Consider the following 21718-nt stretch of genomic DNA (forward strand, 5'->3'; position numbering starts at 1 on the left):
CCACAGGGGAATGCATTGCAAATGTGGGAGCGAGCCTGCTCGCGAAAGCGGTGTAACTGTTGGTGCATCATTTGTATTTCGCCTCCCCATTCAGGTGCGAAATCAGGCCAAAAAACGAACTAATTTATATCCTGTGCACCATTTAATTTCATAACTGCGACATTTTGCGCTGTTGCTGTGCGCAATTCGTTTGTTACAGTCCGGCTCAATCGCTTCCAACGACAATAAATTTGCCGAGACTTTTCCCATGATCGAATCCGTCGAATCCTTCCTCGCCCGGCTGAAAAAACGCGACCCGGATCAACCCGAATTCCACCAGGCCGTCGAAGAAGTCTTGCGCAGCCTGTGGCCGTTTCTCCAAGCCAATCCGCATTACCTGAGCTCGGGGATTCTGGAGCGCATCTGCGAGCCGGAGCGGGCGGTGGTGTTTCGCGTGTCGTGGGTCGACGATCAGGGCAAGGTCCAGGTCAATCGCGGTTTCCGCATCCAGATGAACAGCGCCATCGGCCCGTACAAGGGCGGCTTGCGATTCCATCCTTCGGTGAACCTGGGCGTGCTGAAGTTTCTCGCCTTCGAACAGACCTTCAAGAACTCCCTGACCTCGCTGCCCATGGGCGGCGGCAAGGGCGGTTCGGACTTCGATCCGAAGGGCAAGAGCGACGCCGAAGTCATGCGGTTCTGCCAGGCGTTCATGAGCGAGTTGTACCGCCACATCGGCTCGGACGTTGACGTGCCGGCCGGTGACATCGGCGTCGGCGCGCGGGAAATCGGTTTTCTGTTCGGCCAGTACAAGCGCCTGAGCAACCAGTTCACCAGCGTGCTGACCGGCAAGGGCATGACCTACGGCGGCAGCCTGATTCGTCCGGAAGCCACCGGTTTCGGATGCGTGTATTTCGCTGAAGAGATGCTCAAGCGCCGCGGGCAGACCGTCGAAGGCAAGCGCGTGGCGATCTCCGGTTCCGGCAACGTCGCCCAATACGCGGCGCGCAAGGTCATGGACCTCGGCGGCAAAGTGATTTCGCTGTCCGACTCCGAAGGCACGCTGTACTGCGAGTCCGGCCTGAGCGAAGCACAATGGCTGGCGCTGCTGGAATTGAAGAACGTCAAACGCGGACGCATCAGCGAGCTGGCCGCAGCGTTCGGTCTGGAATTCCGCGCCGGGCAGTTGCCGTGGTCGCTGCCATGCGACATCGCGCTGCCATGCGCTACCCAGAACGAACTCGATGCTGAAGCTGCGCGCACGTTACTGCGCAACGGCTGCGTGTGTGTGGCTGAAGGCGCGAACATGCCGACCACGCTTGCGGCTGTGGATGTCTTCATCGAGGCGGGGATTCTGTTCGCCCCGGGCAAGGCTTCGAATGCCGGCGGGGTCGCGGTCAGCGGGCTGGAGATGTCGCAGAACGCCATGCGCCTGCTATGGACGGCGGGCGAGGTGGACAGCAAGCTGCACGCGATCATGCAGTCGATCCACCACGCTTGCGTGCATTACGGCGAAGAGAATGGGCAGGTCAATTACGTCAAAGGCGCGAACATCGCCGGCTTCGTCAAAGTGGCCGATGCGATGTTGGCGCAGGGCGTGGTTTAAGCCGGTTCGATGCGGATCACTTCAATCACTTGATCGCCGGCGGGGCGCTGCCACAGCACCTCATCGTTGAGTCGGGCGCCAAGCAATGCCCGGCCCAACGGTGAGCCCCAATTGATCAGGTCTTTGCTGGCGTCGGCCTGATCTTCACCGACCAGTTGCACCCGGCGTTCGGTGTTGTGTTCATCGGCGTAGGTCACCCAACTGCCGATCTGTACCTTGTCGGTGGAGGTAGCGGTGGTCGCGACCTGCGCGCTGCCCAGGCGCTGATTGAAATAGCGCAGATCCCGTTCCAGATCGGCCAGACGTTGCTTGTCGGCCTGTTCGCCCTTGGCCGATTGCTCGGCGTGCAGGCTTTGCAGCTCGGCGACTTTGGCCTGCAGCTGGGCCAACCCCTGCGGTGTGACGTAATTGGGCTGCGCGCTGACCTGCCGTTCGACGGGCTGATCGGCTTGCGCGGCGGCGTTGTCTTCGTTGACGAAAGCGCGGCTCATGGTGTCCTCCTCTGCATAGAGTTTGGGCCATGGTCGCCGGCATTTGGTTTCACTGGATGTCTGGAAACGACCTATTGCGAGCGATACGCCCGTCCGGCGTCCTGATCTTTTTGCTGCTGCCAGGCACGTTCGCGTTCGTCCCAGTGCTCGTTGCGGTACTCCTCGCGATCCTTGTTCTCCAGCATCGCCTGACACTGGCGGAAGCCGTCGGTCCAGCCTTCGGCGTATTGCTTGTCCTTGAGATAGCGCGGCACGTTCTTGCGAAACTCGCCGCTGATCGAGCCGGCGGCTTGTCGCCCACTGACGCAACCGTCATCGAAACCATCGGCGAAGGCCGGCGGATAACCTTTGGCGATCAAGTCTTCATGGGTGGTCTGGCAACCCCCGAGCAACAACAAAACACTCAACAGTCCCGCACACCGCCACATCGCACTCTCCCGCGCCGATATTCGGCTGATAGGGAAAGTCTAGAAGGGGATTCGTTGATGGGGTGTGAAAGAAAGATCAAAAGATCGCAGCCTGCGGCAGCTCCTACAGTTGGAATGCATTTCCCCTGTAGGAGCTGCCGCAGGCTGCGATCGGATCAGTAGTGATACCACTTCACTTCAAGCATCACTTCCGTCTCCGGCGTCGCCAGATGACTGAACTCACGCTGCGCACTCAGGCGCAAACCGAGGTTGCGCGACAACTCCCACTGCTGGTTCAGGCTCAGGCTGCGACGCACTTCGCCGTTGGTGAAGTAATCGCCCTTGGCCTCGACACTGAGATTACCCAGCGGGTTTTTCCACAGCACGCCGGTGTTGAAACCACCGGCCGGCGTAACGAACCCGGCGAAGTCATTGTTGTGCTCGATGCGTACGGTGCCGAGGGCAAATCCGAGCGTGTCTTCGCCCAACTGCCAGGTGCCGCCACCGCCGCCGTTGACATGGCTGACCAGGGTTTCGTCATCATGCTTGCCCGGCACACGCTCAAGGCCGCCGGTGACTTGCCATGACAGCGGTTGCAGCAACTCATTGCGCGGCGTCAGCGAGCGGATGGTCGCCAGGTCCAGTTGCTGGAACTGCCACTGGTTGCCTTCGTATTGGCGCAGTTTCATCTGCAGGATTTCGATCTGCGCGCCGAGGGGGAAGCTTTCGGCGTTGTCGTTGAGGTCGTGATAGGCCATGCGTAAGCCGTACTCACCGAAGGCGCGATCGCCCCGGGTACCGACGCCGGCCTGCCAGGTGCGCGATTCGTGGCCGTCTTCCGGCAAGCCCGGTTGTGGAATTTCCAGCTCCGGCGCCGGGTTCTTGTTGATCGCGCGCAGCAGTTCGAAGCTGCGCTGCGCCCGTTGCGCATCACGTTCCTGACCGTTGGCGCGGTAGCGCTCCAGACGATACGCGGCATCGATGATCAATGCCTGACGATCCCGGGGCAGGGCCTTGAAGGTCGGGTCCTGCAGCACCTGTTGATCGGCGCTGACTTTCAATACCCATTGCTGTTCGTCGTTGCTCAACGGCTCGGCGCGGCTGAGCAGTTCGCGCTCGCGGGACGGGCGGTATTCGATACTTTCCACCAGCCCGGCCTCTTTCACCGCTTTGACCGTGTCGGTGGGGATGGCCGTCAGCGGGAATTGCTCGGTCAGGCGCAGGCTCGGGCGCGCCACTTGCAGCAGTTCGAGCAGGCGATACGAGCAGTTTTCGTCGAAGAAGAAATAGTCGAACTGGATCTGCTTCAACTCCCACACGTGCTCGACCATGCGCGCGGTTTCGGCTTGCGTCAGGTTCAGCCGGTATTCCCACAGGTCGCGGTTTTCCAGGCTGCGGTACTCGGAGAGTTTTTCCTGGTAAGGCACCAGCGCGAACAGCCCCGGATAGCCGCCCATCAAACCTTTCCAGGCGTAAAGAATGCTGTTGTCGGAACCTTCGATGTAGGCGCCGAAGTTGATCGCGTAGCTGAGCAGCGAGGTCTTGTCGGCCTGCACATCGGCCTGATCGATGCGCAGCAGGGTGTGGCCGAACATCGATGACGGGCTGTTGAGGTACGCCGCCGGGAAGATCATCACCGCGCTGTGCGGCGAGACATCCTTGAACCACTGTTTGAATTCGGCGCAATCGGGGGCGGGCAGGTCGCTGAAGTTGAGCTGTGCTTTCAGCCAGCGCGTGCGTGCCGGGTAGACACACTGCGCATGTTGCTCGCCGAGACTGGCCGGGGCGTACAGCGCTTGCACGGTGGCGGCCAGTTCATGGTCAGGGTGTTCATTGCCGTCGGCGGCGAGAAAGAATTTCTTGTCGCTGACATAGCTGCGCCAGCCGCCGAGCTTGGCGGTTTCGTAATGGCCGAGGGAAATCCAGAAGCGATCGTTGGCCAGTTGCTGCAAACGTTGAGGGTCGATGTGGGGCGCGGCGGACAGCGGGGCGCAGACACAGAGCGCCAGCCAGGCAAGGCGTTTGAGCATAAGTGGCAACTTAAACAAGAAAGAAACAAAAGCCCGAATGGCGGGAATACCGAGCAGTCAGCGGGGAAACTCATACCCCGTGGCGAGGGGATTTATCCCCGATGGGCTACGCAGTAGCCCCCCTCCCTGCAACTCCATTGCATCAGATACACCGCATGCAAAGGTTTCACGACTGCTTCGCAGCCGATCGGGGATAAATCCCCTCGCCACAGGTCACCGTCAAACATGACTTTTCTGGTATTGCCCGGGAAGGGCACGTTCAAAAACAAAACCCGCTTCCCGAAGGAAGCGGGTGGGTCGAGCTTAAGCTTGAGTTGCGTACTTGGCCAGACGAGGGTCCGATTTCAGTACGGCCAGGGTGTTGGTATGCACGTCTTCGGCGGTCACGTCAGCCTTGCTGAAGATCTGCTGGAAGTGCTCGTGAGTGACAGCGGCGAAGTGCGCACGGTCTTCCGGCGCCACGCCCAGTACCACGGCATAAGTCGTCAGCGCTTCGCCGTTGCCTTTTGCCATGTCTTCGGACAGCTCGTTCATCATGCCATTCATGGCGAACCAGGATTTACCGCCGTAAGTCAGCGACGCGTTGGTCGAGCAACCGTTGGTGCCGGAAGTCATACCGAACGTGGCGTTACCGGAGGTGCCGTTGGTGGTGGATGCCAGGAAGTGTGCCGGGGTGCCACGCTGACCTTCGAACAGCATGTTGCCCCAACCGCAATCCGGACCGCCTGGCGCTTGAGCCATGGCATTGAGGGAAACAACGGTGAAGAGAGTACCGAGAAGAATCCGTTTCATAGCTTTGTTCTCTTTATGTGCATACCAATGGACAGGGTTCTGGCCCCCCAAGTGCTGCCTAGACAGACCCTTTTGAAGCCAGTGGGCCGGTTATTAGTTCCAGCCGCGCAGTTTGGAGTTTAGGCACGTTCCTGTGGTTCCGTGATTTTTTGCTGATTATTCGTTGAAAACCCCGGTTTCACGGGGCGGGCCGCGCGGCACGGCGTTTGTCTATGCTTTGACACGTGGCGCGCCTTGCCAGTGGGGCACGGGCAGCGCCAGAATGCCGCTATCTGCCCCGCCTGATTGTTAAGGAAGTCCGATGCCTGATCCTGTTGCTGCCAGCTTGCGTCTAGCGCCTGAAGCGCTGACCCGTCCGTTTTCCGCTGAACAGTTCAGCTTCACTACCACCAATGATCTGGAGCCCTTTCGCGGTGTGCTTGGCCAGGAACGTGCGGTCGAAGCCTTGCAGTTCGGTGTGGCCATGCCACGCCCCGGTTACAACGTGTTTGTCATGGGCGAACCCGGCACCGGCCGCTTCTCGTTCGTCAAACGCTACCTGAAAGCCGAAGGCAAACGCCTGCAGACCCCGGCGGACTGGGTCTACGTCAACAACTTCGATGAACCGCGCGAACCCCGCGCGCTGGAACTGCCTTCGGGCACGGCCGCTGCGTTCATCGGTGACATCAACGGCTTGATCGACAACCTGCTGGCGACATTCCCGGCGGTGTTTGAACACCCGTCCTACCAGCAGAAGAAGAGCGCCATCGACCGCGCCTTCAACCAGCGCTACGACAAGGCACTGGACGTCATCGAACGTCTGGCCCTGGAAAAGGACGTCGCCCTGTACCGCGACAGCAGCAACATCGCCTTCACTCCGATGCTCGAAGGCAAGGCGCTGGATGAAGCCGAGTTTTCGCAATTGCCGGAAGCCGAGCGCGAACGTTTTCACGAGGACATTTCCGGTCTTGAAGAACGGCTGAACGAAGAACTCGCCAGCCTGCCGCAGTGGAAGCGTGAGTCGAACAACCAACTGCGTTCGCTCAACGAAGAAACCATCACCCTGGCCTTGCAGCCACTGCTGTCGCCGCTGTCGGAGAAGTACGCGGAGAACGCCGCGGTCTGCGGTTACCTGCAAGCGATGCAGGTGTACCTGCTGAAAACCGTGGTCGAGCAACTGGTCGACGACAGCAAGACCGACGCCGTCGCCCGCAAGCTGCTGGAAGAGCAATACGCGCCGAGCCTGGTGGTCGGTCATCCGCACAGTGGCGGTGCGCCGGTGGTGTTCGAGCCACACCCGACCTACGAAAACCTGTTCGGGCGCATCGAATACACCACCGATCAGGGCGCGCTCTACACCACCTATCGGCAGTTGCGTCCGGGTGCGCTGCATCGCGCCAACGGCGGCTTCCTGATTCTGGAAGCGGAAAAAATGCTCAGCGAGCCGTTCGTGTGGGATGCGCTGAAACGCGCCCTGCAATCGCGCAAGCTGAAGATGGAGTCGCCGCTGGGCGAGATGGGCCGCTTCGCCACCGTGACCCTCAACCCGCAGCACATTCCGCTGCAGGTCAAAGTGGTAATCATCGGTGCGCGGCAGTTGTATTACACGCTGCAGGACCTGGATCCGGACTTCCAGGAGATGTTCCGGGTACTGGTCGACTTCGACGAAGACATCCCGATGGTCGACGAAAGCCTGGAGCAGTTCGCCCAGTTGCTGAAAACCCGCACTTCGGAAGAAGGCATGGCGCCGCTGACCGCCGACGCGGTGGCGCGTCTGGCCACCTACAGCGCGCGTCTGGCCGAACATCAGGGGCGTTTGTCGGCGCGGATCGGCGACCTGTTTCAGCTGGTCAGCGAGGCGGACTTCATTCGTCATCTGGCCGGCGATGAAATGACCGACGCCGGACACATCGAACGGGCGCTGAAAGCCAAGGCCACTCGCACCGGCCGCGTATCGGCACGGATTCTCGACGACATGCTCGCGGGGATCATCCTGATCGACACCGACGGCGCGGCGGTCGGCAAATGCAACGGCCTGACCGTGCTCGAAGTCGGTGACTCGGCATTCGGTGTGCCGGCGCGGATTTCCGCCACGGTGTACCCGGGCGGCAGCGGCATCGTCGACATCGAGCGCGAGGTCAACCTGGGTCAGCCAATCCACTCCAAGGGCGTGATGATCCTCACCGGGTATCTGGGCAGCCGTTATGCCCAGGAATTCCCGCTGGCGATTTCCGCGAGCATCGCGCTGGAGCAATCCTACGGTTACGTCGATGGCGACAGTGCGTCGCTGGGCGAGGCGTGCACGCTGATTTCGGCGCTGTCGAAAACCCCGCTCAAGCAGTGTTTCGCGATCACCGGTTCGATCAACCAGTTTGGTGAAGTGCAGGCGGTCGGCGGGGTCAACGAGAAGATCGAAGGTTTCTTCCGCCTCTGCGAAGCACGCGGGCTGACCGGCGAGCAGGGCGCGATCATTCCGCAGGCCAACGTCGCCACGCTGATGCTCGACGAGAAGGTGCTGGCGGCGGTGCGCGCCGGGCAATTCCACGTGTACGCCGTGCGTCAGGCTGACGAGGCGCTGAGCCTGCTGGTGGGCGAGCCGGCCGGTGAGCCGGATGCCGATGGTCAGTTCCCGGAGGGCAGTGTCAACGCACGGGTGGTGGAGCGTCTGCGGGTGATTGCCGAGATGATCAGCGAAGAGGACCTGAAGGAAGCTGAAAAAGAATTAGCGCAGGAAGCCCTGGCTGAAGCCAAGCCGGCCTAAGCCTGGCGCGGTCAAACTGTAGGAGTGAGCCTGCTCGCGATGGCGGTGTGTCAGTCGGCAAAAATGTTGCCTGACGCGCCGCCATCGCGAGCAGGCTCACTCCTACATTTGTTTTCAACATTGGTTATTGCGGTGATCTTCAGGAAAAGTGCCACTACTCTGACGTCAGAATTCACACAATGACCATTCGGCGCCTTCTGGTTCTATCCGGCTTGCGCGGCGGACTTTTCTTCTATTCTCAGCTCAAGGACATCGACAGTATCACTGGATCGAAACAGCCTTCGCGTGAGGGCTGAATACAGGTTTTACCGAGGGTCGCCGCCATGTCGCGCAACCTCTGCCTCACCCGTCAATGCCTGGGTCTTGTGACCCGTATCGAGTGCGCCATCAAGCCTTTGGCCGGCGATAACGGCATGTGGACTCTGCTCTTCGCCGCCGGCATGGCCGGTGAGCAACCTTCCGCGATCAAGGCCCAGGGCCCGTTCCACGGGCCGGTCGCCGCCGAGTCGATTCTCGACACCATTGTTGAAAGCCTGACCATGCACGGCTATGAGTTGGCCGACGATCCGCAGATCTGGAGCCTGCACCTGCAGGCACAGCTGCGCCAGATCAACGGTGGACGCGGGCGTCCGGTCGGCGTGTTCGACCATTAGGCGAAATCACGGCGCAGTGTCGGGCAACTGCGCCTTGTCGAGCTTGACCTCAAAGCCGTATTGCACGGTATTGAGTTCGGTTCGCTGATAGGTCTCCACGCGCGTTGGACGGCCATAGAAATAATGCACGCCAAACAGCGCCGGGCCTTCCGCGCTCGCATCGTGGCTGACCGAGAGAATCTGTTTCAGGTAGTTGCCACTGTCATCCTTGACGAAGAATCGCCAGGCGTTGGCCGGGAACCGTTTCAGGTCCACCACCAACATGTTGTTCTTGATCTCCAGACCTTTGGGCAGCGATTTGGCGTCGTAGGCTTGTTTGTCTACGGTCGCGAGGAACAGCGGCATCGAGCCCACGGCAATCGCCGGGGTTTCCGGGAACAGGTTCAGATCGTAGGTGATGGTCGCTTGCAGCGGATCGACCTGATACGCCTCGGGCGGCAGTTCGATCGGCTCATCGAGTTTGCCACTGCGTTTCTCGGTGAAGAACGTCACCGGGCTTTCGCCAGGGCTGAAGTCATCGCCGAGCAATTCATCGTTGAAGGTTCTGCGGTGGGAGAACTCGATGCGTGCAGCGCTCGGCTCTTCTACGGACTGATGGATGCGAACGCCGGCCTTCAGCTCTTCCTCGGTCAGGCTCGCGCCCTTGAGCCAGTTCGGCGCCAGATCGTCATACACCACCACCGGCAGGTCCAGCGGCTGGATGGCTTTGTCCGTGGTGTGTTGGTCGAACGTGCGCACCGGCAGGTCCAGGGCCTTGCGGGTCACGGTCGCCGATGAGAAATCGAGCACGCTGACTTCCAGGGTCTCGACAGGGCCGTTGAAGTAGACCTTGTTATAGCGGCGCGGGTGCTGCTGCTCGAAGGCATGCTGGTCGTCCTCCAGCTGTTTTTCCAGGGTCTCGCTCCAGGTTTTCTGCTGTTGCAGATGCGCCAGTTGTTTCTCGTAGAACGCCACTTGTGCCGGGCTCTCGTTGATCGAGCCGGCGCGCACCAGGTATTGCCCGGTAGTGTCGCGGGCCTGAACGATCAGCGGATTGAGCTGCGCCCCTTCGACCTCGGGGGCCAGGGGCAGGCTGTTATTGAATTCGACTTCGGCGTAGTTCTTTTCCAGCTTCAGCAGGGTGACGCTGAGGTTGTCGTCGGTGCGGGTCTGGCCGACGTCTTTCTGGCTCAGGTTGAAGCTGAACAGGCGGCGCGGCGTGATGACTTCGACTTTGCCTTGCAGGCTCACCGGTTGCGGCTGGCTCTTCTTGTCGACGTCCAGGCCTTCGATGAACGGGTAGGTCACGGTCAGGTCATCAGGGTTGTTGACGTTGGAACTGGACGGGCTCAACTGGATGCCGGGGTCGGTTTCCGACCACTCCGGCTGATAGGCGATCACGCGTTTGTTGCTCAGCGTCACCGACTGCCATTCCACGCCGTGGGGAAACAGGAAGCCGCCGGGAATGTTGAGATTGAAGGGGAACACCGGTTGCAGGTCGGTGAGGTAGTCGGAGCTGGCGTCCTTGTGCAGCACGAATAGCCCGTTGATGAAGGTATCGACCAGCGCCTGCGGGGAAGGGTAGTGCTTGAGGATGCCCAGGGTGTCTTCGCCGTACACGGTTTTCAGCGGTGTGCTGTCGAGCTTGAGCTGCGCGCGCTCCAGCAGCAACAGTGAGCCGCCGAGTTCGGTCACGGCGTCCTTGAGCTTCGGATCGGTAATCGCGTCCAGTGAATGTTCGAACGTCGCCGTTTTGGCTTCGAGGCTGACCGAGGGTTTTTTCTCCTCGCCGGGAGAGCAGCCACCGAGCAGCAGCGCGAGGCAAATTCCGGCAGTCGTCAACGGCAATCGCACATCCATTTCCAGTCGTCCTGTCCACTTTCGCTAGGCGGTCAATGGTTTGGACAGTAGCAGAAAAAAAATCATGCACACACGCAGGTTGCGGCGATTGGAGGTGCGAACCGGGCGGTTTCTGGCGGTCACAGGTGACTGTTATACTCGCCCCCGATTACAACCCCCCTTGTGTGAGATTCAATGGAACGCTTTTTCGAAAACGCAATGTACGCCTCGCGCTGGCTGCTGGCGCCGATCTACTTCGGCCTGTCCCTCGGGTTGCTGGCGCTGGCACTGAAATTTTTCCAGGAAGTCTTCCACGTCATCCCCAACGTGTTCTCGATGGCCGAATCGGACCTGATCCTGGTGCTGCTGTCGCTGATCGACATGGCGCTGGTCGGCGGCCTGCTGGTGATGGTGATGATTTCCGGCTACGAAAACTTCGTCTCGCAACTGGACATCGACGACAACAAGGAAAAGCTCAACTGGCTGGGCACCATGGACTCTTCGTCGCTGAAGATGAAAGTGGCGGCCTCCATCGTGGCGATTTCCTCGATCCACCTGCTGCGGATTTTCATGGACGCCAAGAACGTCGATCCCGAGCACCTGATGTGGTACGTGATTATCCACATGACCTTTGTGATCTCGGCGTTCGCCATGGGTTACCTGGACAAGGTCACCAAGCACTGATCACTGATTGATCGTTGCAAAAACACCGCCCGTCTGTTGCGAAACAGACGGGCGGTGTCGTTTGCGGCTTGTGCTTTGGTGCGCGCGGGCATATCCCTGTAAGGGTCTTCGCTCGCCACCGCGTGAGGTGCGTTCATGAACCTGCAAGAGTTGAATGCGTTTGCCATTGCCAGGAAGGTCGATGAGCTGAACCTGATCTCCATGGAGGGCGGGATTTATCTGCTCGAGGCGCGGATGCACGGGGCGGCGTATCCGCTGAGTGATCCCAAGGGCGAGATGCTGACGCTGCGTTCGGTGGAGCATGCGCGGGAGTTGCTGCATAACTTCCCGGTGCTGCCGTTCAACCTCGTGCACACCTCGGTACACGATGAAATGTGCGGACTTGGCGCCAGTGACGAGGAAAGCCTGAAAGTGCCGCTGGTCTGGCGCTCGGCCCTGTAGGCCTTGCGCGCCATCGCCGGGCATCTGTGCTAGTCTGCTCGCCCTTTTAGGTTCCGGGCGCGCCGGGACGCGCTGTGCACGCACGGCAAGTCTGATGGCCGTCCGCACAGCGGAGCAGTGTCATGTCCGAAGTAAATCTGTCCACCGACGAAACCCGCGTCAGCTACGGCATCGGCCGTCAGCTGGGTGACCAGCTGCGCGACAACCCGCCACCGGGTGTCAGCCTAGACGCTATCCTGGCCGGTCTGACCGACGCATTCGCCGGTAAGCCAAGCCGCGTGGATCAGGAAGCAATGTCCGCCAGCTTCAAAGTGATCCGCGAGATCATGCAAGCCGAAGCCGCCGCCAAAGCTGAAGCCGCCGCAGGCGAAGGCCGTGCGTTCCTGGCTGAAAACGCCAAGAAAGAAGGCATCACCACCCTGGCCTCCGGTCTGCAGTTCGAAGTGCTGACCCAAGGCGAAGGCGCCAAGCCATCCCGTGAAGACACCGTGCGTACTCACTACCACGGCATGCTGATCGACGGCACCGTGTTCGACAGCTCCTACGATCGTGGTCAGCCAGCAGAATTCCCGGTAGGCGGCGTGATCGCCGGCTGGACCGAAGCCCTGCAACTGATGAATGCCGGCAGCAAATGGCGCCTGTACGTGCCGAGCGAACTGGCTTACGGCGCTCAAGGCGTTGGCAGCATCCCGCCGCACAGCGTTCTGGTATTCGACGTCGAGCTGCTGGACGTTCTGTAAGACCTCGCCTGCAGGCTGATGTGGGCGCCCGCCTGCTGGCGATTGGGTCGACCTGGTTTTCTTCAAGACCGGGTTGATGCCATCGCCAGCAGGCTGCCTCCCACAATTTTTTCAGCGCTACTCATATTTCGATCTTGTGATGCAGCTCATGGGTCGGGCGCAAGGCCCGGGCATAGCAGAACAGGAACAGATTGCGCACCAGCTCCTTGAGCACCAGCGGTTCGCTGGAATTCAGGCTGCTGACGTCCAGATCACCTTGATCCTGCAGTTCATGCAGAGCTTCTTCTTCCAGTACCGCACAGACTTCTCCGGTTTCCCGATGCAGGATCCTGAGGTACGGGTGTGGGCGATCCAGCCAGGCGTCGATCAAATAAGTCATGGGTCTCATCTCCTTGAAAGGTTTCAATGAGAATAATTCTTATTCGTCAAATAGCAAGTGCCTATTGGCGGATTGCGATTTTTTCCGGGTAAAGATTGCGTAAGGTCAAAACGGCTGGCGTCTGGCTATTACGCGTCGGTGCAGGGGCAAGCGGGGAGGGCGAAGCACCATCCCACGCCGGGCGCGGGATGGTTGACAGCAGGATCAGACTTTTCTGACGAACTCGGACTTGAGCTTCATCGGGCCGATGCCGTCGATCTTGCAGTCGATGTCGTGGTCGCCGTCGCACAGGCGGATGTTCTTGACCTTGGTGCCTACCTTGACCACCAGCGAAGTGCCCTTGACCTTCAGGTCCTTGATCACGGTGATGGTGTCGCCATCCTGCAGGACGTTGCCGACCGAATCCTTTTTCACGGCATCATCGGACGCCACTTCGGCTTCGCCGCTGGCCGACCACTCGTGGGCGCACTCAGGGCAGATCAGTTGGGCACCGTCTTCGTAGGTGTATTCGGAATTGCATTTCGGGCAGGGTGGCAACGTGCTCACTAAGGCTCCTTGAGGGATGTGGTTCGCTAAAAGTCGCACATTGTATAAGGTTTTAGCGCTCAGAGGGCAGGCAACAAAAAGCCGCAGGCTTCTGGGGAAGGCTGCGGCTCTTTGATTGCGCGGTGATCAGTGCGTGCGGGCGACCGCAAATTCACTCAGTTCCACCAGTGCATCGCGGTATTCGCTGGCCGGCAGTGCGTCGAGGCACTTGATCGCACGGGCCACGTAGTCGCGGGCCAGTTGCGCGGTGTACTCCAGCGAGCCCGAGGCTTCCACGGCAATGCGAATGCTTTCGAGGTCTTCGATCCCGCCTTTCTGGATCGCCTGACGCACCAGCGCCGCCTGTTCAGGGGTGCCTTCGCGCATGGTGTAGATCAGCGGCAGAGTCGGCTTGCCTTCGGCCAGATCGTCGCCGACGTTCTTGCCTAGGGTCTCGGCGTCGCCCTTGTAGTCGAGCAGGTCGTCGACCAGCTGGAATGCCACGCCCAGGTGATCGCCGAAGGTGCGCAGGGCTTCGCTCTGCTCGGCGGTGGCACCGGCCAGCGCCGCCGCGCTGTGGGTCGAGGCTTCGAAGAGCATCGCGGTCTTGCCGCGGATGACTTCCATGTAGGTTTCTTCGGTGGTGCTGGCGTCGCGCACCTTGGACAGTTGCAACACTTCGCCTTCGGCGATGATGCGCGTGGCCTGGGACAGGATCTTCATCACCGGCATCGAGCCCAGCTCGACCATCATCTCGAACGAGCGCGAGTAGAGGAAGTCGCCGACCAGTACGCTCGGGGCGTTGCCCCACATGGCGTTGGCGGTCGAGCGGCCGCGGCGCATGCCGGACATGTCGACCACGTCGTCATGCAGCAGGGTTGCGGTGTGCAGGAATTCGATGGTGGCGGCCAGCAGGCGCAGGTCATCGCCTTCGCGGCCGAGCGCCTTGCCACACAGCAGCACCAACAAAGGACGCAGGCGTTTGCCGCCGGCCGAAGTGATGTAATCGCCGATTTTCGATACCAGCGGCACTCGGGAAGTCAGCTGCTTCTTGATGATGCCGTCGACGGCGCTAAAATCGTCCGCCACCGCGCGGTAGAAAGCTTGGGGTTGCATCAGCGACAGTTGCTCCAGAAGGGTTGCGCGGCATGCTAGGACCCCCACCGGGGCCTGTCAAGGCGCGATGGACGGCCACTTGCGTGACTCTCGCGGCTTGCGTACAATCGCGCACCCTGAACTTCCTGGGCAGCACCTGCCTTACGCAATTGCACTTGGGCCGTTCCAGCCCCATGCAGCCATGCCAGCCAATACCTCTTCTTATAAAGAGCTGGGTGAGCAGGATTATCGGAGAAATACCATGTACGCAGTAATCGTTACCGGCGGTAAGCAATACAAGGTCGCTGAAGGTGAATACCTGAAGATCGAAAAACTGGAAGTCGCTACTGGCGAATCCGTGACTTTTGACCGCGTTCTGCTGGTCGCCAATGGCGACGACGTGAACATCGGCGCACCTGTTGTTGCTGGCGCAACCGTCAAGGCTGAAGTGATCTCCCAAGGTCGTCACGATAAAGTCCGCATCATCAAGTTCCGTCGCCGTAAGCACCACATGAAGCGTATGGGCCACCGCCAGTGGTTCACCGAGATCAAAATCACCGGTATTCAGGCTTAATTACAGCCTAATTCCTCACTAGGAGAATTGAACTCATGGCACACAAAAAAGCTGGTGGTAGTACCCGTAACGGTCGCGACTCAGAAGCCAAACGCCTTGGCGTGAAGATGTATGGCGGCCAGGTCATCAAGGCCGGCAACATCATCGTGCGTCAGCGCGGCACCCAATTCCACGCTGGCTACGGCGTTGGCATGGGTAAAGATCACACCCTCTTCGCGAAAATCGAAGGCGTGATCAAGTTTGAAGTAAAAGGCGCCTTCGGTCGTCGTTACGTGAGCGTTGTCGCGGCTTAATCGCGAGATCGCTGGAAGAGCCCTGTCTTGCGACGGGGCTTTTTCGTTTGTGGGGTGAGTCTCTTGCAAAACTGTTTGTATGGGCTGTCGGCGTGCGATGCAGGTCGTGTTTTGGAGTCGCTGCGCTCATTTTTGCAAGAGTCTTATGTCTTGATTGTTTTTCGGCTCGTCCGTATGGCGAGAGGCGTTGAGTTATGAAGTTTGTAGACGAAGTATCGATCCGCGTAAAAGCTGGCGACGGTGGCAATGGCTGCATGAGTTTCCGTCGGGAAAAATTCATTGAAAACGGCGGTCCGAACGGCGGCGATGGCGGTGACGGCGGTTCCATCTACATGATGGCCGACGAAAACCTCAACACCCTGGTCGACTACCGTTACACCCGGCACTTCGATGCCGAGCGTGGCTCCAACGGTGGCAGCACCGATTGCACCGGCAAGAAGGGTGAAGACCTGATCCTGCGCGTGCCGGTCGGTACAACCGTGATCGACTCGGCCACCCAGGAAGTGATTGGCGACCTGACCAAGGCCGGCCAGAAACTGATGGTGGTGCAGGGCGGCTGGCACGGTCTGGGCAACACCCGTTTCAAGTCCAGTACCAACCGTGCGCCACGCCAGACCACTCCGGGTAAACCGGGTGAGCAGCGTGACCTGAAACTGGAAATGAAAGTGCTGGCCGACGTCGGTCTGCTGGGCTTGCCGAACGCCGGTAAAAGTACCTTTATCCGTTCGGTGTCGGCCGCCAAGCCGAAAGTCGCCGACTACCCGTTCACCACGCTGGTGCCGAACCTCGGTGTGGTCAGCGTCGATCGCTGGAAAAGCTTCGTCATCGCCGACATTCCGGGGCTGATCGAAGGCGCTTCCGACGGTGCTGGTCTGGGCATTCGCTTCCTCAAACACTTGGCGCGTACCCGCCTGTTGCTGCACCTCGTCGACATGGCGCCGCTGGATGACAGCAGTGCGCCGGATGCGGCTGAAGTGATCGTCAACGAGCTGGTCAAGTTCAGTCCGTCACTGGCCGAGCGTGATCGCTGGCTGGTGCTGAACAAATGCGACCAGATCCTCGAAGAAGAGCACGAAGAGCGCGTCAAGGAAATCGTTGAGCGTCTGCAATGGGAAGGCCCGGTCTATGTGATCTCGGCCATCGCCAAAGAAGGCACTGAGCGCCTGACCCGCGACATCATGCGTTATCTGGAAGATCGTGCCGATCGCCTGGCCAACGACCCTGCGTACAAGGAAGAGCTGGCCGATCTCGATCAGCGCATCGAAGACGAAGCCCGTGCTCAGTTGCAGGCGCTGGATGACAAGCGTGCCCTGCGTCGCAGCGGCGTGAAGTCGGTCCACGACATCGGCGATGATGACTGGGACGAAGAAGATGTGGATGATGAAGACGGTCCGGAAATCATTTACGTGCGCGACTGATTCGTTGCAGTAAACTTAAGCGCCGCTCAATCGAGCGGCGTTTTAGTATCTGGAAATCGATCGCTGGTCACCAATAGCCACGATTAACGTCATGGGCAGCGCTGGGTCGCGCTGTCCTCAAGCTAAGGTTGAAGATGATGCGGAGCAAAGTGACAGGTGCGCAGCGTTGGGTCGTGAAGATCGGCAGCGCTTTGCTGACGGCGGACGGCAAGGGGCTGGATCGCAAGGCAATGGGTGTCTGGGTTGAGCAGATGGTGGCCCTGCATGAGGCGGGCGTCGAGCTGGTGCTGGTGTCTTCCGGCGCCGTCGCAGCCGGCATGAGCCGCCTGGGCTGGACCGCACGACCCACTGCGATGCACGAGCTCCAGGCCGCCGCTGCAATCGGCCAGATGGGGTTGGTGCAGGCCTGGGAGTCGAGCTTTGCCGAGCATGGTCGTCACACCGCGCAGATTCTTCTGACTCACGACGACCTGTCCGACCGCAAACGCTACCTGAACGCCCGCAGCACCCTGCGTGCGCTGGTCGAGCTGAAAGTCATTCCGGTGATCAATGAAAACGACACCGTGGTGACTGACGAAATCCGTTTCGGTGACAACGATACGCTGGCGGCGCTGGTGGCCAACCTGGTCGAGGCTGATCTGTTGGTGATCCTGACCGACCGCGACGGCATGTTCGACGCCGACCCGCGCAACAATCCTGACGCGCAGCTGATTTACGAAGCGCGCGCCGATGACCCGACCCTGGATGCAGTGGCGGGCGGTACCGGTGGTGCGCTGGGCCGTGGTGGTATGCAGACCAAGTTGCGTGCGGCGCGGCTGGCAGCGCGTTCCGGGGCGCATACGATCATTGTCGGTGGTCGCCTGGAGCGTGTGCTCGATCGGCTCAAGGCCGGCGAGCGCATCGGCACGTTGCTGTCGCCTGAGCGCGGCATGCTGGCGGCGCGCAAGCAGTGGCTGGCCGGGCATCTGCAGACTCGCGGCACACTGGTGCTGGATGAGGGGGCGGTGTCGGCATTGTCGCAGGGCAACAAGAGTCTGCTGCCGGTCGGCGTGAAGCTGGTGCAGGGTAGCTTCCGTCGTGGCGAGATGGTGGTTTGCGTGGCGCCGGACGGTCGTGAGATCGCCCGTGGCCTGGCCAACTACAGTGCTCTGGAAGCGCAAAAAATCATCGGTCAGTCGTCAGATGCGATTGTCGGCGTGCTGGGCTACATGGCTGAGCCGGAGCTGGTTCACCGTGACAACCTGATTCTGGTCTGAGGGGAAAAACACATGCGCATGGCAAAAGGATTGTTGGGCCTGCTGATGGCGTTGCCATTGCTGGCCTCGGCCGAGGAAATCGGTCAGGTGTCGACGGTATTCAAGTTCGTTGGTCCGAATGATCGGATCGTGGTCGAGGCCTTCGATGATCCGAAGGTCGACGGCGTAACGTGCTATCTGTCGCGCGCCAAGACTGGTGGAGTCAAGGGTGGTCTGGGTCTGGCGGAGGATCGCGCCGAGTCGTCGATTGCTTGTCGTCAGGTCGGCCCGATCAAGTTCAAGGGTGAGCTGAAGGATGGCGACGAGGTGTTCAAGGAGCGCACGTCGCTGGTGTTCAAGACCATGCAGGTGGTGCGTTTCCTCGACAAGAAGCGCAATACACTGGTGTACCTGGTCTATAGCGATCGTGTGATTGAGGGCAGCCCGCAGAATGCGGTGACGGCGATCCCGATCGTGCCGTGGGTGCCGGTTCAGCAGTAACAGCGCAAAACTCATTGTGGGGGTGAGCCTGCTCGCGAAGCGGTGTGTCAGTCAGTGATGATTTATCTGGCAGATCACTTTGCGAGCAGTCTCGCTCCTTCATTTTTTGCGCTGGATTTGCCAAATCGCAGGCAATAAAAAACCGACCCTAGAGTCGGTTTTTTAATGACTACGTCGATTAAGCAGCTTCTTTCAGTGCCTTGACGTGGCCATTCAGACGGCTCTTATGACGAGCAGCCTTGTTCTTGTGGATGATGCCTTTATCGGCCATACGGTCGATAACTGGCACAGCCAGAACGTATGCAGCTTGAGCTTTTTCAGCGTCTTTTGCGTCGATGGCCTTAACTACATTCTTGATGTAGGTACGAACCATGGAACGCAGGCTGGCGTTGTGGCTGCGACGCTTCTCAGCCTGTTTTGCACGTTTTTTGGCGGAAGGTGAGTTGGCCACCGTCGAGCTCCTCGAAAGACTTTTTAGGAAATAGCAAACAAAATAGGCCGCGAATCATGCCGATGAAGACTTGTCTTGTCAAGGGCACTTGAATCGTTCCGCTAAGTGGTAGGTATGAAGAGGCGGGATATTTATTTCCGGCGCTTGACCTGTAAACTCGCGAGCTTTGGCTCTGTGCTGTTGCGGCGCGGAGTATCGCACAAGTGGGCGCATTGTTCGCCTGCTGTTTATCGACAGGCACAAATTCCCTCAATGAATCTGCTCAAATCGTTGGCCGCTGTCAGCTCTATCACGATGCTTTCCCGGATTCTCGGGTTCGTCCGTGACACGCTCATCGCTCGCACATTCGGCGCCGGAATGGCGACGGACGCCTTCTTTATTGCCTTCAAATTGCCCAATCTGCTGCGACGAATCTTCGCCGAGGGCGCGTTCTCCCAGGCATTCGTGCCGATCCTGGCGGAATACAAAAGCCAGAAGGGCGAGGAGGCGACCCGAACCTTTATTGCCTATGTTTCCGGCTTGCTGACATTGGTGCTGGCGCTGGTCACGGCGCTGGGCATGATTGCCGCACCTTGGGTGATCTGGGCCACGGCGCCCGGTTTTACCGACACACCGGAAAAATTCCAGCTCACTTCCGACCTGTTGCGGGTGACCTTCCCTTATATATTGCTGATTTCCCTGTCCTCGTTGGCCGGGGCGATCCTCAATACCTGGAACCGCTTCTCGGTGCCGGCCTTTGTGCCGACGCTGCTGAACGTCAGCATGATTGTGTTTGCGCTGTTCCTCACGCCGTATTTCGATCCGCCGGTCATGGCCCTTGGCTGGGCGGTGCTGGTCGGCGGCCTGGCGCAGTTGCTCTATCAACTGCCGCACTTGAAAAAGATCGGCATGCTGGTACTGCCGCGCCTGAACCTGCGTGATAGCGGTGTCTGGCGGGTGATGAAGCAGATGCTGCCGGCGATCCTCGGCGTGTCGGTCAGCCAGATTTCGCTGATCATCAACACCATTTTTGCCTCGTTTCTGGTGGCCGGCTCGGTGTCGTGGATGTATTACGCCGACCGTTTGATGGAATTGCCGTCCGGCGTGCTCGGCGTGGCGCTGGGTACGATCCTGCTGCCGACCCTGGCCAAGACCTACGCCAGCAAGGATCGTCACGAGTATTCGCGAATCCTCGACTGGGGTTTGCGTCTGTGCTTTGTGCTGGTGCTGCCCTGTTCGCTGGCGTTGGGCATTCTCGCCGAACCGTTGACCGTTTCATTGTTCCAGTACGGTCAGTTCAGTGGCTTCGATGCCGAGATGACCCAGCGTGCGTTGATTGCTTATTCTGTCGGTCTACTCGGCATTATCGTGATCAAGGTGCTGGCGCCTGGCTTTTATGCGCAACAGAACATCCGTACGCCGGTGAAAATCGCAATCTTCACGCTGGTGTGCACGCAGCTGTTCAACCTGGTGCTGATCGGTCCGTTGGCTCATGCCGGTCTGGCATTGGCGATCAGTGCCGGGGCCTGCCTCAATGCCGGCCTGTTGTTCTATCAACTGCGCAAGCAAAAGATGTATCAGCCGCAACCGGGCTGGTACACCTTCGGCTTCAAGCTGGTGGTGGCGGTGGCGGTGATGTCGGCGGTGCTGCTGCTGGGCATGCATTTCATGCCGGCCTGGGATCAGGGGCACATGCTGGAGCGCTTCCTGCGACTGGGAGCGCTGGTGGTCGCTGGCGTGGTGGCTTATTTCGGCATGTTGCTGCTGCTCGGTTTCCGCCTGCGCGACTTCAATCGCAAGGCCTTGAGCTGAGGTTTCATCCTTTAAAGACGGGCACGGGCCGGCAGTTTTGTCGGCTCGATCACTTTGCGTTACGGTGTTGCCTGTCGTCGGCCGTCGGGTGTGGTTATAATCGACCACTTTATGAGCAAGAAGCGCGTTATGCAGCTGGTTCGAGGCCTCCACAACTTGCGCCCCCAGCATCGGGGCTGCGTCGCCACTATTGGCAACTTTGACGGTGTTCACCGTGGTCACCAGGCTATCCTCGCCCGGCTGCGTGAGCGTGCGCTCGAGTTGGGCGTACCCAGCTGCGTGGTGATTTTCGAGCCGCAGCCACGGGAATTCTTTGCCCCCGAGACCGCTCCGGCGCGTCTGGCCCGCTTGCGCGACAAGCTGCAGCTGCTGGCCGCCGAAGGCGTCGACCGGGTCTTGTGCCTGGCGTTCAACCAGCGCCTGAGCAAGCTCAGCGCCAGCGAGTTCGTCGACACCATCCTGGTGGACGGTCTCGGCGTACAGCATCTGGAAGTCGGCGATGATTTCCGTTTTGGCTGCGACCGCCTCGGTGATTTCGATTTCCTGATGCAGGCCGGACAAGTTCACGGTTTTACCGTTGAAGCCGCGCAAACCGTCGAGCTGGACGGCATTCGTGTCAGCAGCACCCAGGTGCGCAACGCGTTGGCCGCCGCCGATTTTGCCCTGGCCGAACGCCTGCTCGGCCGCCCGTACCGGATCGCCGGTCGCGTGCTGCACGGCCAGAAACTGGCCCGGCAACTGGGTACGCCCACTGCCAACATTCAACTCAAGCGTCGTCGCGTGCCGTTCACCGGGGTGTATCTGGTGGATGTGGACATCGACGGCAAGACCTGGCCCGGCGTCGCCAACATTGGCGTGCGGCCCACGGTGCAAGGTGATGGCAAGGCCCACCTTGAAGTTCATCTATTGGATTTTGCCGGCGATCTGTATGACCGGCGTCTGACGGTGGTTTTCCACCAAAAGCTGCGTGAAGAGCAGCGCTTCGCCTCCCTGGAGGCACTGAAAACGGCGATCAACGCGGATGTCGCCGCCGCCCGTGCACTAGCCGCACCTAGCGCCCATCGCTAATGAAGAG

At 59.9% G+C, this 21718-nt stretch carries 22 protein-coding genes; 13 read left to right on the forward strand and 9 right to left on the reverse strand.

Features of this window, described 5'->3' with window-relative positions; translation table 11 throughout:
- Window positions 1-247: 247 nt before the first annotated feature.
- The gene (gdhA, locus tag HBN98_RS26560; RefSeq protein WP_083367869.1) at window positions 248-1585 is read left to right on the forward strand and encodes an NADP-specific glutamate dehydrogenase; all 1338 of its coding nucleotides are present in this window, start codon (window positions 248-250) and stop codon (window positions 1583-1585) included.
- Here the strand turns inward: gdhA and HBN98_RS26565 are convergent.
- The 4 genes from HBN98_RS26565 to HBN98_RS26580 all read right to left on the reverse strand — a co-directional run bounded on the left by HBN98_RS26565 (window position 1582) and on the right by HBN98_RS26580 (window position 5305).
- Complete coding sequence (locus tag HBN98_RS26565) at window positions 1582-2076, reverse strand: GreA/GreB family elongation factor (protein ID WP_083367870.1); 495 nt, start codon at window positions 2074-2076, stop codon at window positions 1582-1584. The two genes, gdhA and HBN98_RS26565, sit on opposite strands and share 4 nt — an antisense overlap.
- Before the next feature lie 71 nt (window positions 2077-2147).
- Window positions 2148-2504 (reverse strand): hypothetical protein, encoded by a 357-nt coding sequence (locus HBN98_RS26570; RefSeq protein ID WP_064589267.1) that lies wholly within the window; start codon window positions 2502-2504, stop codon window positions 2148-2150.
- Between the two features lie 155 nt (window positions 2505-2659).
- Window positions 2660-4513, reverse strand: coding sequence for an Lnb N-terminal periplasmic domain-containing protein (locus HBN98_RS26575; RefSeq protein ID WP_083367871.1), 1854 nt, complete (start codon window positions 4511-4513; stop codon window positions 2660-2662).
- 303 nt (window positions 4514-4816) lie between these two features.
- Complete coding sequence (locus HBN98_RS26580) at window positions 4817-5305, reverse strand: DUF3015 domain-containing protein (RefSeq protein WP_041065261.1); 489 nt, start codon at window positions 5303-5305, stop codon at window positions 4817-4819.
- A 301-nt stretch (window positions 5306-5606) separates the two neighbouring features.
- Between HBN98_RS26580 and HBN98_RS26585 the strand changes: the two genes are divergently transcribed.
- Entirely contained in the window at window positions 5607-8045 is a 2439-nt protein-coding gene (locus tag HBN98_RS26585; RefSeq protein WP_064589265.1) for a Lon protease family protein, read from the forward strand.
- 323 nt (window positions 8046-8368) lie between these two features.
- Window positions 8369-8698: a PA4575 family protein gene (locus HBN98_RS26590; protein WP_064589264.1), complete on the forward strand. Its 330-nt coding sequence runs from the start codon at window positions 8369-8371 to the stop codon at window positions 8696-8698.
- A 6-nt stretch (window positions 8699-8704) separates the two neighbouring features.
- Here the strand turns inward: HBN98_RS26590 and HBN98_RS26595 are convergent, their stop codons facing one another.
- On the reverse strand, window positions 8705-10537 hold the full coding sequence (locus HBN98_RS26595) for a hypothetical protein (RefSeq protein WP_083367872.1): 1833 nt from the start codon (window positions 10535-10537) through the stop codon (window positions 8705-8707).
- Window positions 10538-10711: 174 nt separating this feature from the next.
- On the opposite strand from HBN98_RS26595, the gene HBN98_RS26600 reads away from it, so the two are divergent.
- The 3 genes from HBN98_RS26600 to HBN98_RS26610 all read left to right on the forward strand — a co-directional run bounded on the left by HBN98_RS26600 (window position 10712) and on the right by HBN98_RS26610 (window position 12381).
- Window positions 10712-11200 (forward strand): TIGR00645 family protein, encoded by a 489-nt coding sequence (locus tag HBN98_RS26600; RefSeq protein ID WP_003228371.1) that lies wholly within the window; start codon window positions 10712-10714, stop codon window positions 11198-11200.
- Window positions 11201-11335: 135 nt separating this feature from the next.
- Window positions 11336-11641: a DUF6482 family protein gene (locus HBN98_RS26605; protein ID WP_064589262.1), complete on the forward strand. Its 306-nt coding sequence runs from the start codon at window positions 11336-11338 to the stop codon at window positions 11639-11641.
- 122 nt (window positions 11642-11763) lie between these two features.
- On the forward strand, window positions 11764-12381 hold the full coding sequence (locus tag HBN98_RS26610; RefSeq protein WP_003228367.1) for a BamJ family beta-barrel-assembly machinery protein: 618 nt from the start codon (window positions 11764-11766) through the stop codon (window positions 12379-12381).
- A 121-nt stretch (window positions 12382-12502) separates the two neighbouring features.
- On the opposite strand, the gene HBN98_RS26615 is transcribed toward HBN98_RS26610, so the two are convergent.
- The 3 genes from HBN98_RS26615 to HBN98_RS26625 form a co-directional block, all read right to left on the reverse strand.
- The gene (locus HBN98_RS26615; RefSeq protein ID WP_008078558.1) at window positions 12503-12760 is read right to left on the reverse strand and encodes a PA4570 family protein; all 258 of its coding nucleotides are present in this window, start codon (window positions 12758-12760) and stop codon (window positions 12503-12505) included.
- 204 nt (window positions 12761-12964) lie between these two features.
- Window positions 12965-13306, reverse strand: coding sequence for a zinc ribbon domain-containing protein YjdM (locus HBN98_RS26620; RefSeq protein WP_025108781.1), 342 nt, complete (start codon window positions 13304-13306; stop codon window positions 12965-12967).
- A gap of 126 nt (window positions 13307-13432) precedes the next feature.
- Window positions 13433-14401: a polyprenyl synthetase family protein gene (locus tag HBN98_RS26625; protein WP_007963807.1), complete on the reverse strand. Its 969-nt coding sequence runs from the start codon at window positions 14399-14401 to the stop codon at window positions 13433-13435.
- A gap of 241 nt (window positions 14402-14642) precedes the next feature.
- On the opposite strand from HBN98_RS26625, the gene rplU reads away from it, so the two are divergent.
- The 5 genes from rplU (at window position 14643) to HBN98_RS26650 (ending at window position 18401) form a co-directional block, all read left to right on the forward strand.
- Window positions 14643-14954, forward strand: coding sequence for a 50S ribosomal protein L21 (rplU, locus tag HBN98_RS26630; protein WP_003228361.1), 312 nt, complete (start codon window positions 14643-14645; stop codon window positions 14952-14954).
- Between the two features lie 35 nt (window positions 14955-14989).
- On the forward strand, window positions 14990-15247 hold the full coding sequence (rpmA, locus tag HBN98_RS26635; protein ID WP_003228360.1) for a 50S ribosomal protein L27: 258 nt from the start codon (window positions 14990-14992) through the stop codon (window positions 15245-15247).
- Window positions 15248-15441: 194 nt separating this feature from the next.
- Entirely contained in the window at window positions 15442-16665 is a 1224-nt protein-coding gene (gene cgtA, locus HBN98_RS26640; protein WP_064589260.1) for an Obg family GTPase CgtA, read from the forward strand.
- A gap of 137 nt (window positions 16666-16802) precedes the next feature.
- Window positions 16803-17921, forward strand: a complete 1119-nt coding sequence (gene proB, locus HBN98_RS26645; RefSeq protein ID WP_083367873.1) for a glutamate 5-kinase — start codon at window positions 16803-16805, stop codon at window positions 17919-17921.
- Window positions 17922-17933: 12 nt separating this feature from the next.
- Complete coding sequence (locus tag HBN98_RS26650; protein ID WP_064589258.1) at window positions 17934-18401, forward strand: CreA family protein; 468 nt, start codon at window positions 17934-17936, stop codon at window positions 18399-18401.
- A gap of 178 nt (window positions 18402-18579) precedes the next feature.
- Here HBN98_RS26650 and rpsT read toward each other — a convergent pair whose 3' ends face one another.
- Window positions 18580-18852 carry a 30S ribosomal protein S20 gene (gene rpsT, locus HBN98_RS26655; RefSeq protein WP_003228351.1) on the reverse strand — a complete coding sequence of 91 codons (273 nt, stop codon included), beginning with the start codon at window positions 18850-18852 and terminating at the stop codon, window positions 18580-18582.
- Window positions 18853-19104: 252 nt separating this feature from the next.
- Here rpsT and murJ point away from each other — a divergent pair, with 252 nt between their 5' ends.
- On the forward strand, window positions 19105-20643 hold the full coding sequence (murJ, locus tag HBN98_RS26660) for a murein biosynthesis integral membrane protein MurJ (RefSeq protein WP_083367874.1): 1539 nt from the start codon (window positions 19105-19107) through the stop codon (window positions 20641-20643).
- A 129-nt stretch (window positions 20644-20772) separates the two neighbouring features.
- A complete protein-coding gene (gene ribF, locus HBN98_RS26665) occupies window positions 20773-21711 on the forward strand; it encodes a bifunctional riboflavin kinase/FAD synthetase (RefSeq protein WP_064589256.1) in 939 nt (312 codons plus the stop codon).
- Window positions 21712-21718: the final 7 nt, after the last annotated feature.

This window comes from Pseudomonas koreensis (assembly GCF_012986595.1).
GTDB lineage: Bacteria > Pseudomonadota > Gammaproteobacteria > Pseudomonadales > Pseudomonadaceae > Aquipseudomonas > Aquipseudomonas koreensis.

Bases quoted from the DNA above. Each gene is read 5' to 3' on its own strand.
- rplU (WP_003228361.1), top strand. From the start codon at position 14,643: ATGTACGCAGTAATCGTTACCGGCGGTAAGCAATACAAGGTCGCTGAA.
- HBN98_RS26605 (WP_064589262.1), top strand. From the start codon at position 11,336: ATGAACCTGCAAGAGTTGAATGCGTTTGCCATTGCCAGGAAGGTCGAT.
- HBN98_RS26610 (WP_003228367.1), top strand. From the start codon at position 11,764: ATGTCCGAAGTAAATCTGTCCACCGACGAAACCCGCGTCAGCTACGGC.
- HBN98_RS26585 (WP_064589265.1), top strand. From the start codon at position 5,607: ATGCCTGATCCTGTTGCTGCCAGCTTGCGTCTAGCGCCTGAAGCGCTG.
- cgtA (WP_064589260.1), top strand. From the start codon at position 15,442: ATGAAGTTTGTAGACGAAGTATCGATCCGCGTAAAAGCTGGCGACGGT.
- proB (WP_083367873.1), top strand. From the start codon at position 16,803: ATGCGGAGCAAAGTGACAGGTGCGCAGCGTTGGGTCGTGAAGATCGGC.
- HBN98_RS26590 (WP_064589264.1), top strand. From the start codon at position 8,369: ATGTCGCGCAACCTCTGCCTCACCCGTCAATGCCTGGGTCTTGTGACC.
- HBN98_RS26595 (WP_083367872.1), bottom strand. From the start codon at position 10,537: ATGGATGTGCGATTGCCGTTGACGACTGCCGGAATTTGCCTCGCGCTG.
- HBN98_RS26575 (WP_083367871.1), bottom strand. From the start codon at position 4,513: ATGCTCAAACGCCTTGCCTGGCTGGCGCTCTGTGTCTGCGCCCCGCTG.
- HBN98_RS26580 (WP_041065261.1), bottom strand. From the start codon at position 5,305: ATGAAACGGATTCTTCTCGGTACTCTCTTCACCGTTGTTTCCCTCAAT.
- gdhA (WP_083367869.1), top strand. From the start codon at position 248: ATGATCGAATCCGTCGAATCCTTCCTCGCCCGGCTGAAAAAACGCGAC.
- HBN98_RS26565 (WP_083367870.1), bottom strand. From the start codon at position 2,076: ATGAGCCGCGCTTTCGTCAACGAAGACAACGCCGCCGCGCAAGCCGAT.
- HBN98_RS26625 (WP_007963807.1), bottom strand. From the start codon at position 14,401: ATGCAACCCCAAGCTTTCTACCGCGCGGTGGCGGACGATTTTAGCGCC.
- HBN98_RS26650 (WP_064589258.1), top strand. From the start codon at position 17,934: ATGCGCATGGCAAAAGGATTGTTGGGCCTGCTGATGGCGTTGCCATTG.
- HBN98_RS26570 (WP_064589267.1), bottom strand. From the start codon at position 2,504: ATGTGGCGGTGTGCGGGACTGTTGAGTGTTTTGTTGTTGCTCGGGGGT.
- HBN98_RS26600 (WP_003228371.1), top strand. From the start codon at position 10,712: ATGGAACGCTTTTTCGAAAACGCAATGTACGCCTCGCGCTGGCTGCTG.
- murJ (WP_083367874.1), top strand. From the start codon at position 19,105: ATGAATCTGCTCAAATCGTTGGCCGCTGTCAGCTCTATCACGATGCTT.
- ribF (WP_064589256.1), top strand. From the start codon at position 20,773: ATGCAGCTGGTTCGAGGCCTCCACAACTTGCGCCCCCAGCATCGGGGC.
- rpmA (WP_003228360.1), top strand. From the start codon at position 14,990: ATGGCACACAAAAAAGCTGGTGGTAGTACCCGTAACGGTCGCGACTCA.
- HBN98_RS26615 (WP_008078558.1), bottom strand. From the start codon at position 12,760: ATGACTTATTTGATCGACGCCTGGCTGGATCGCCCACACCCGTACCTC.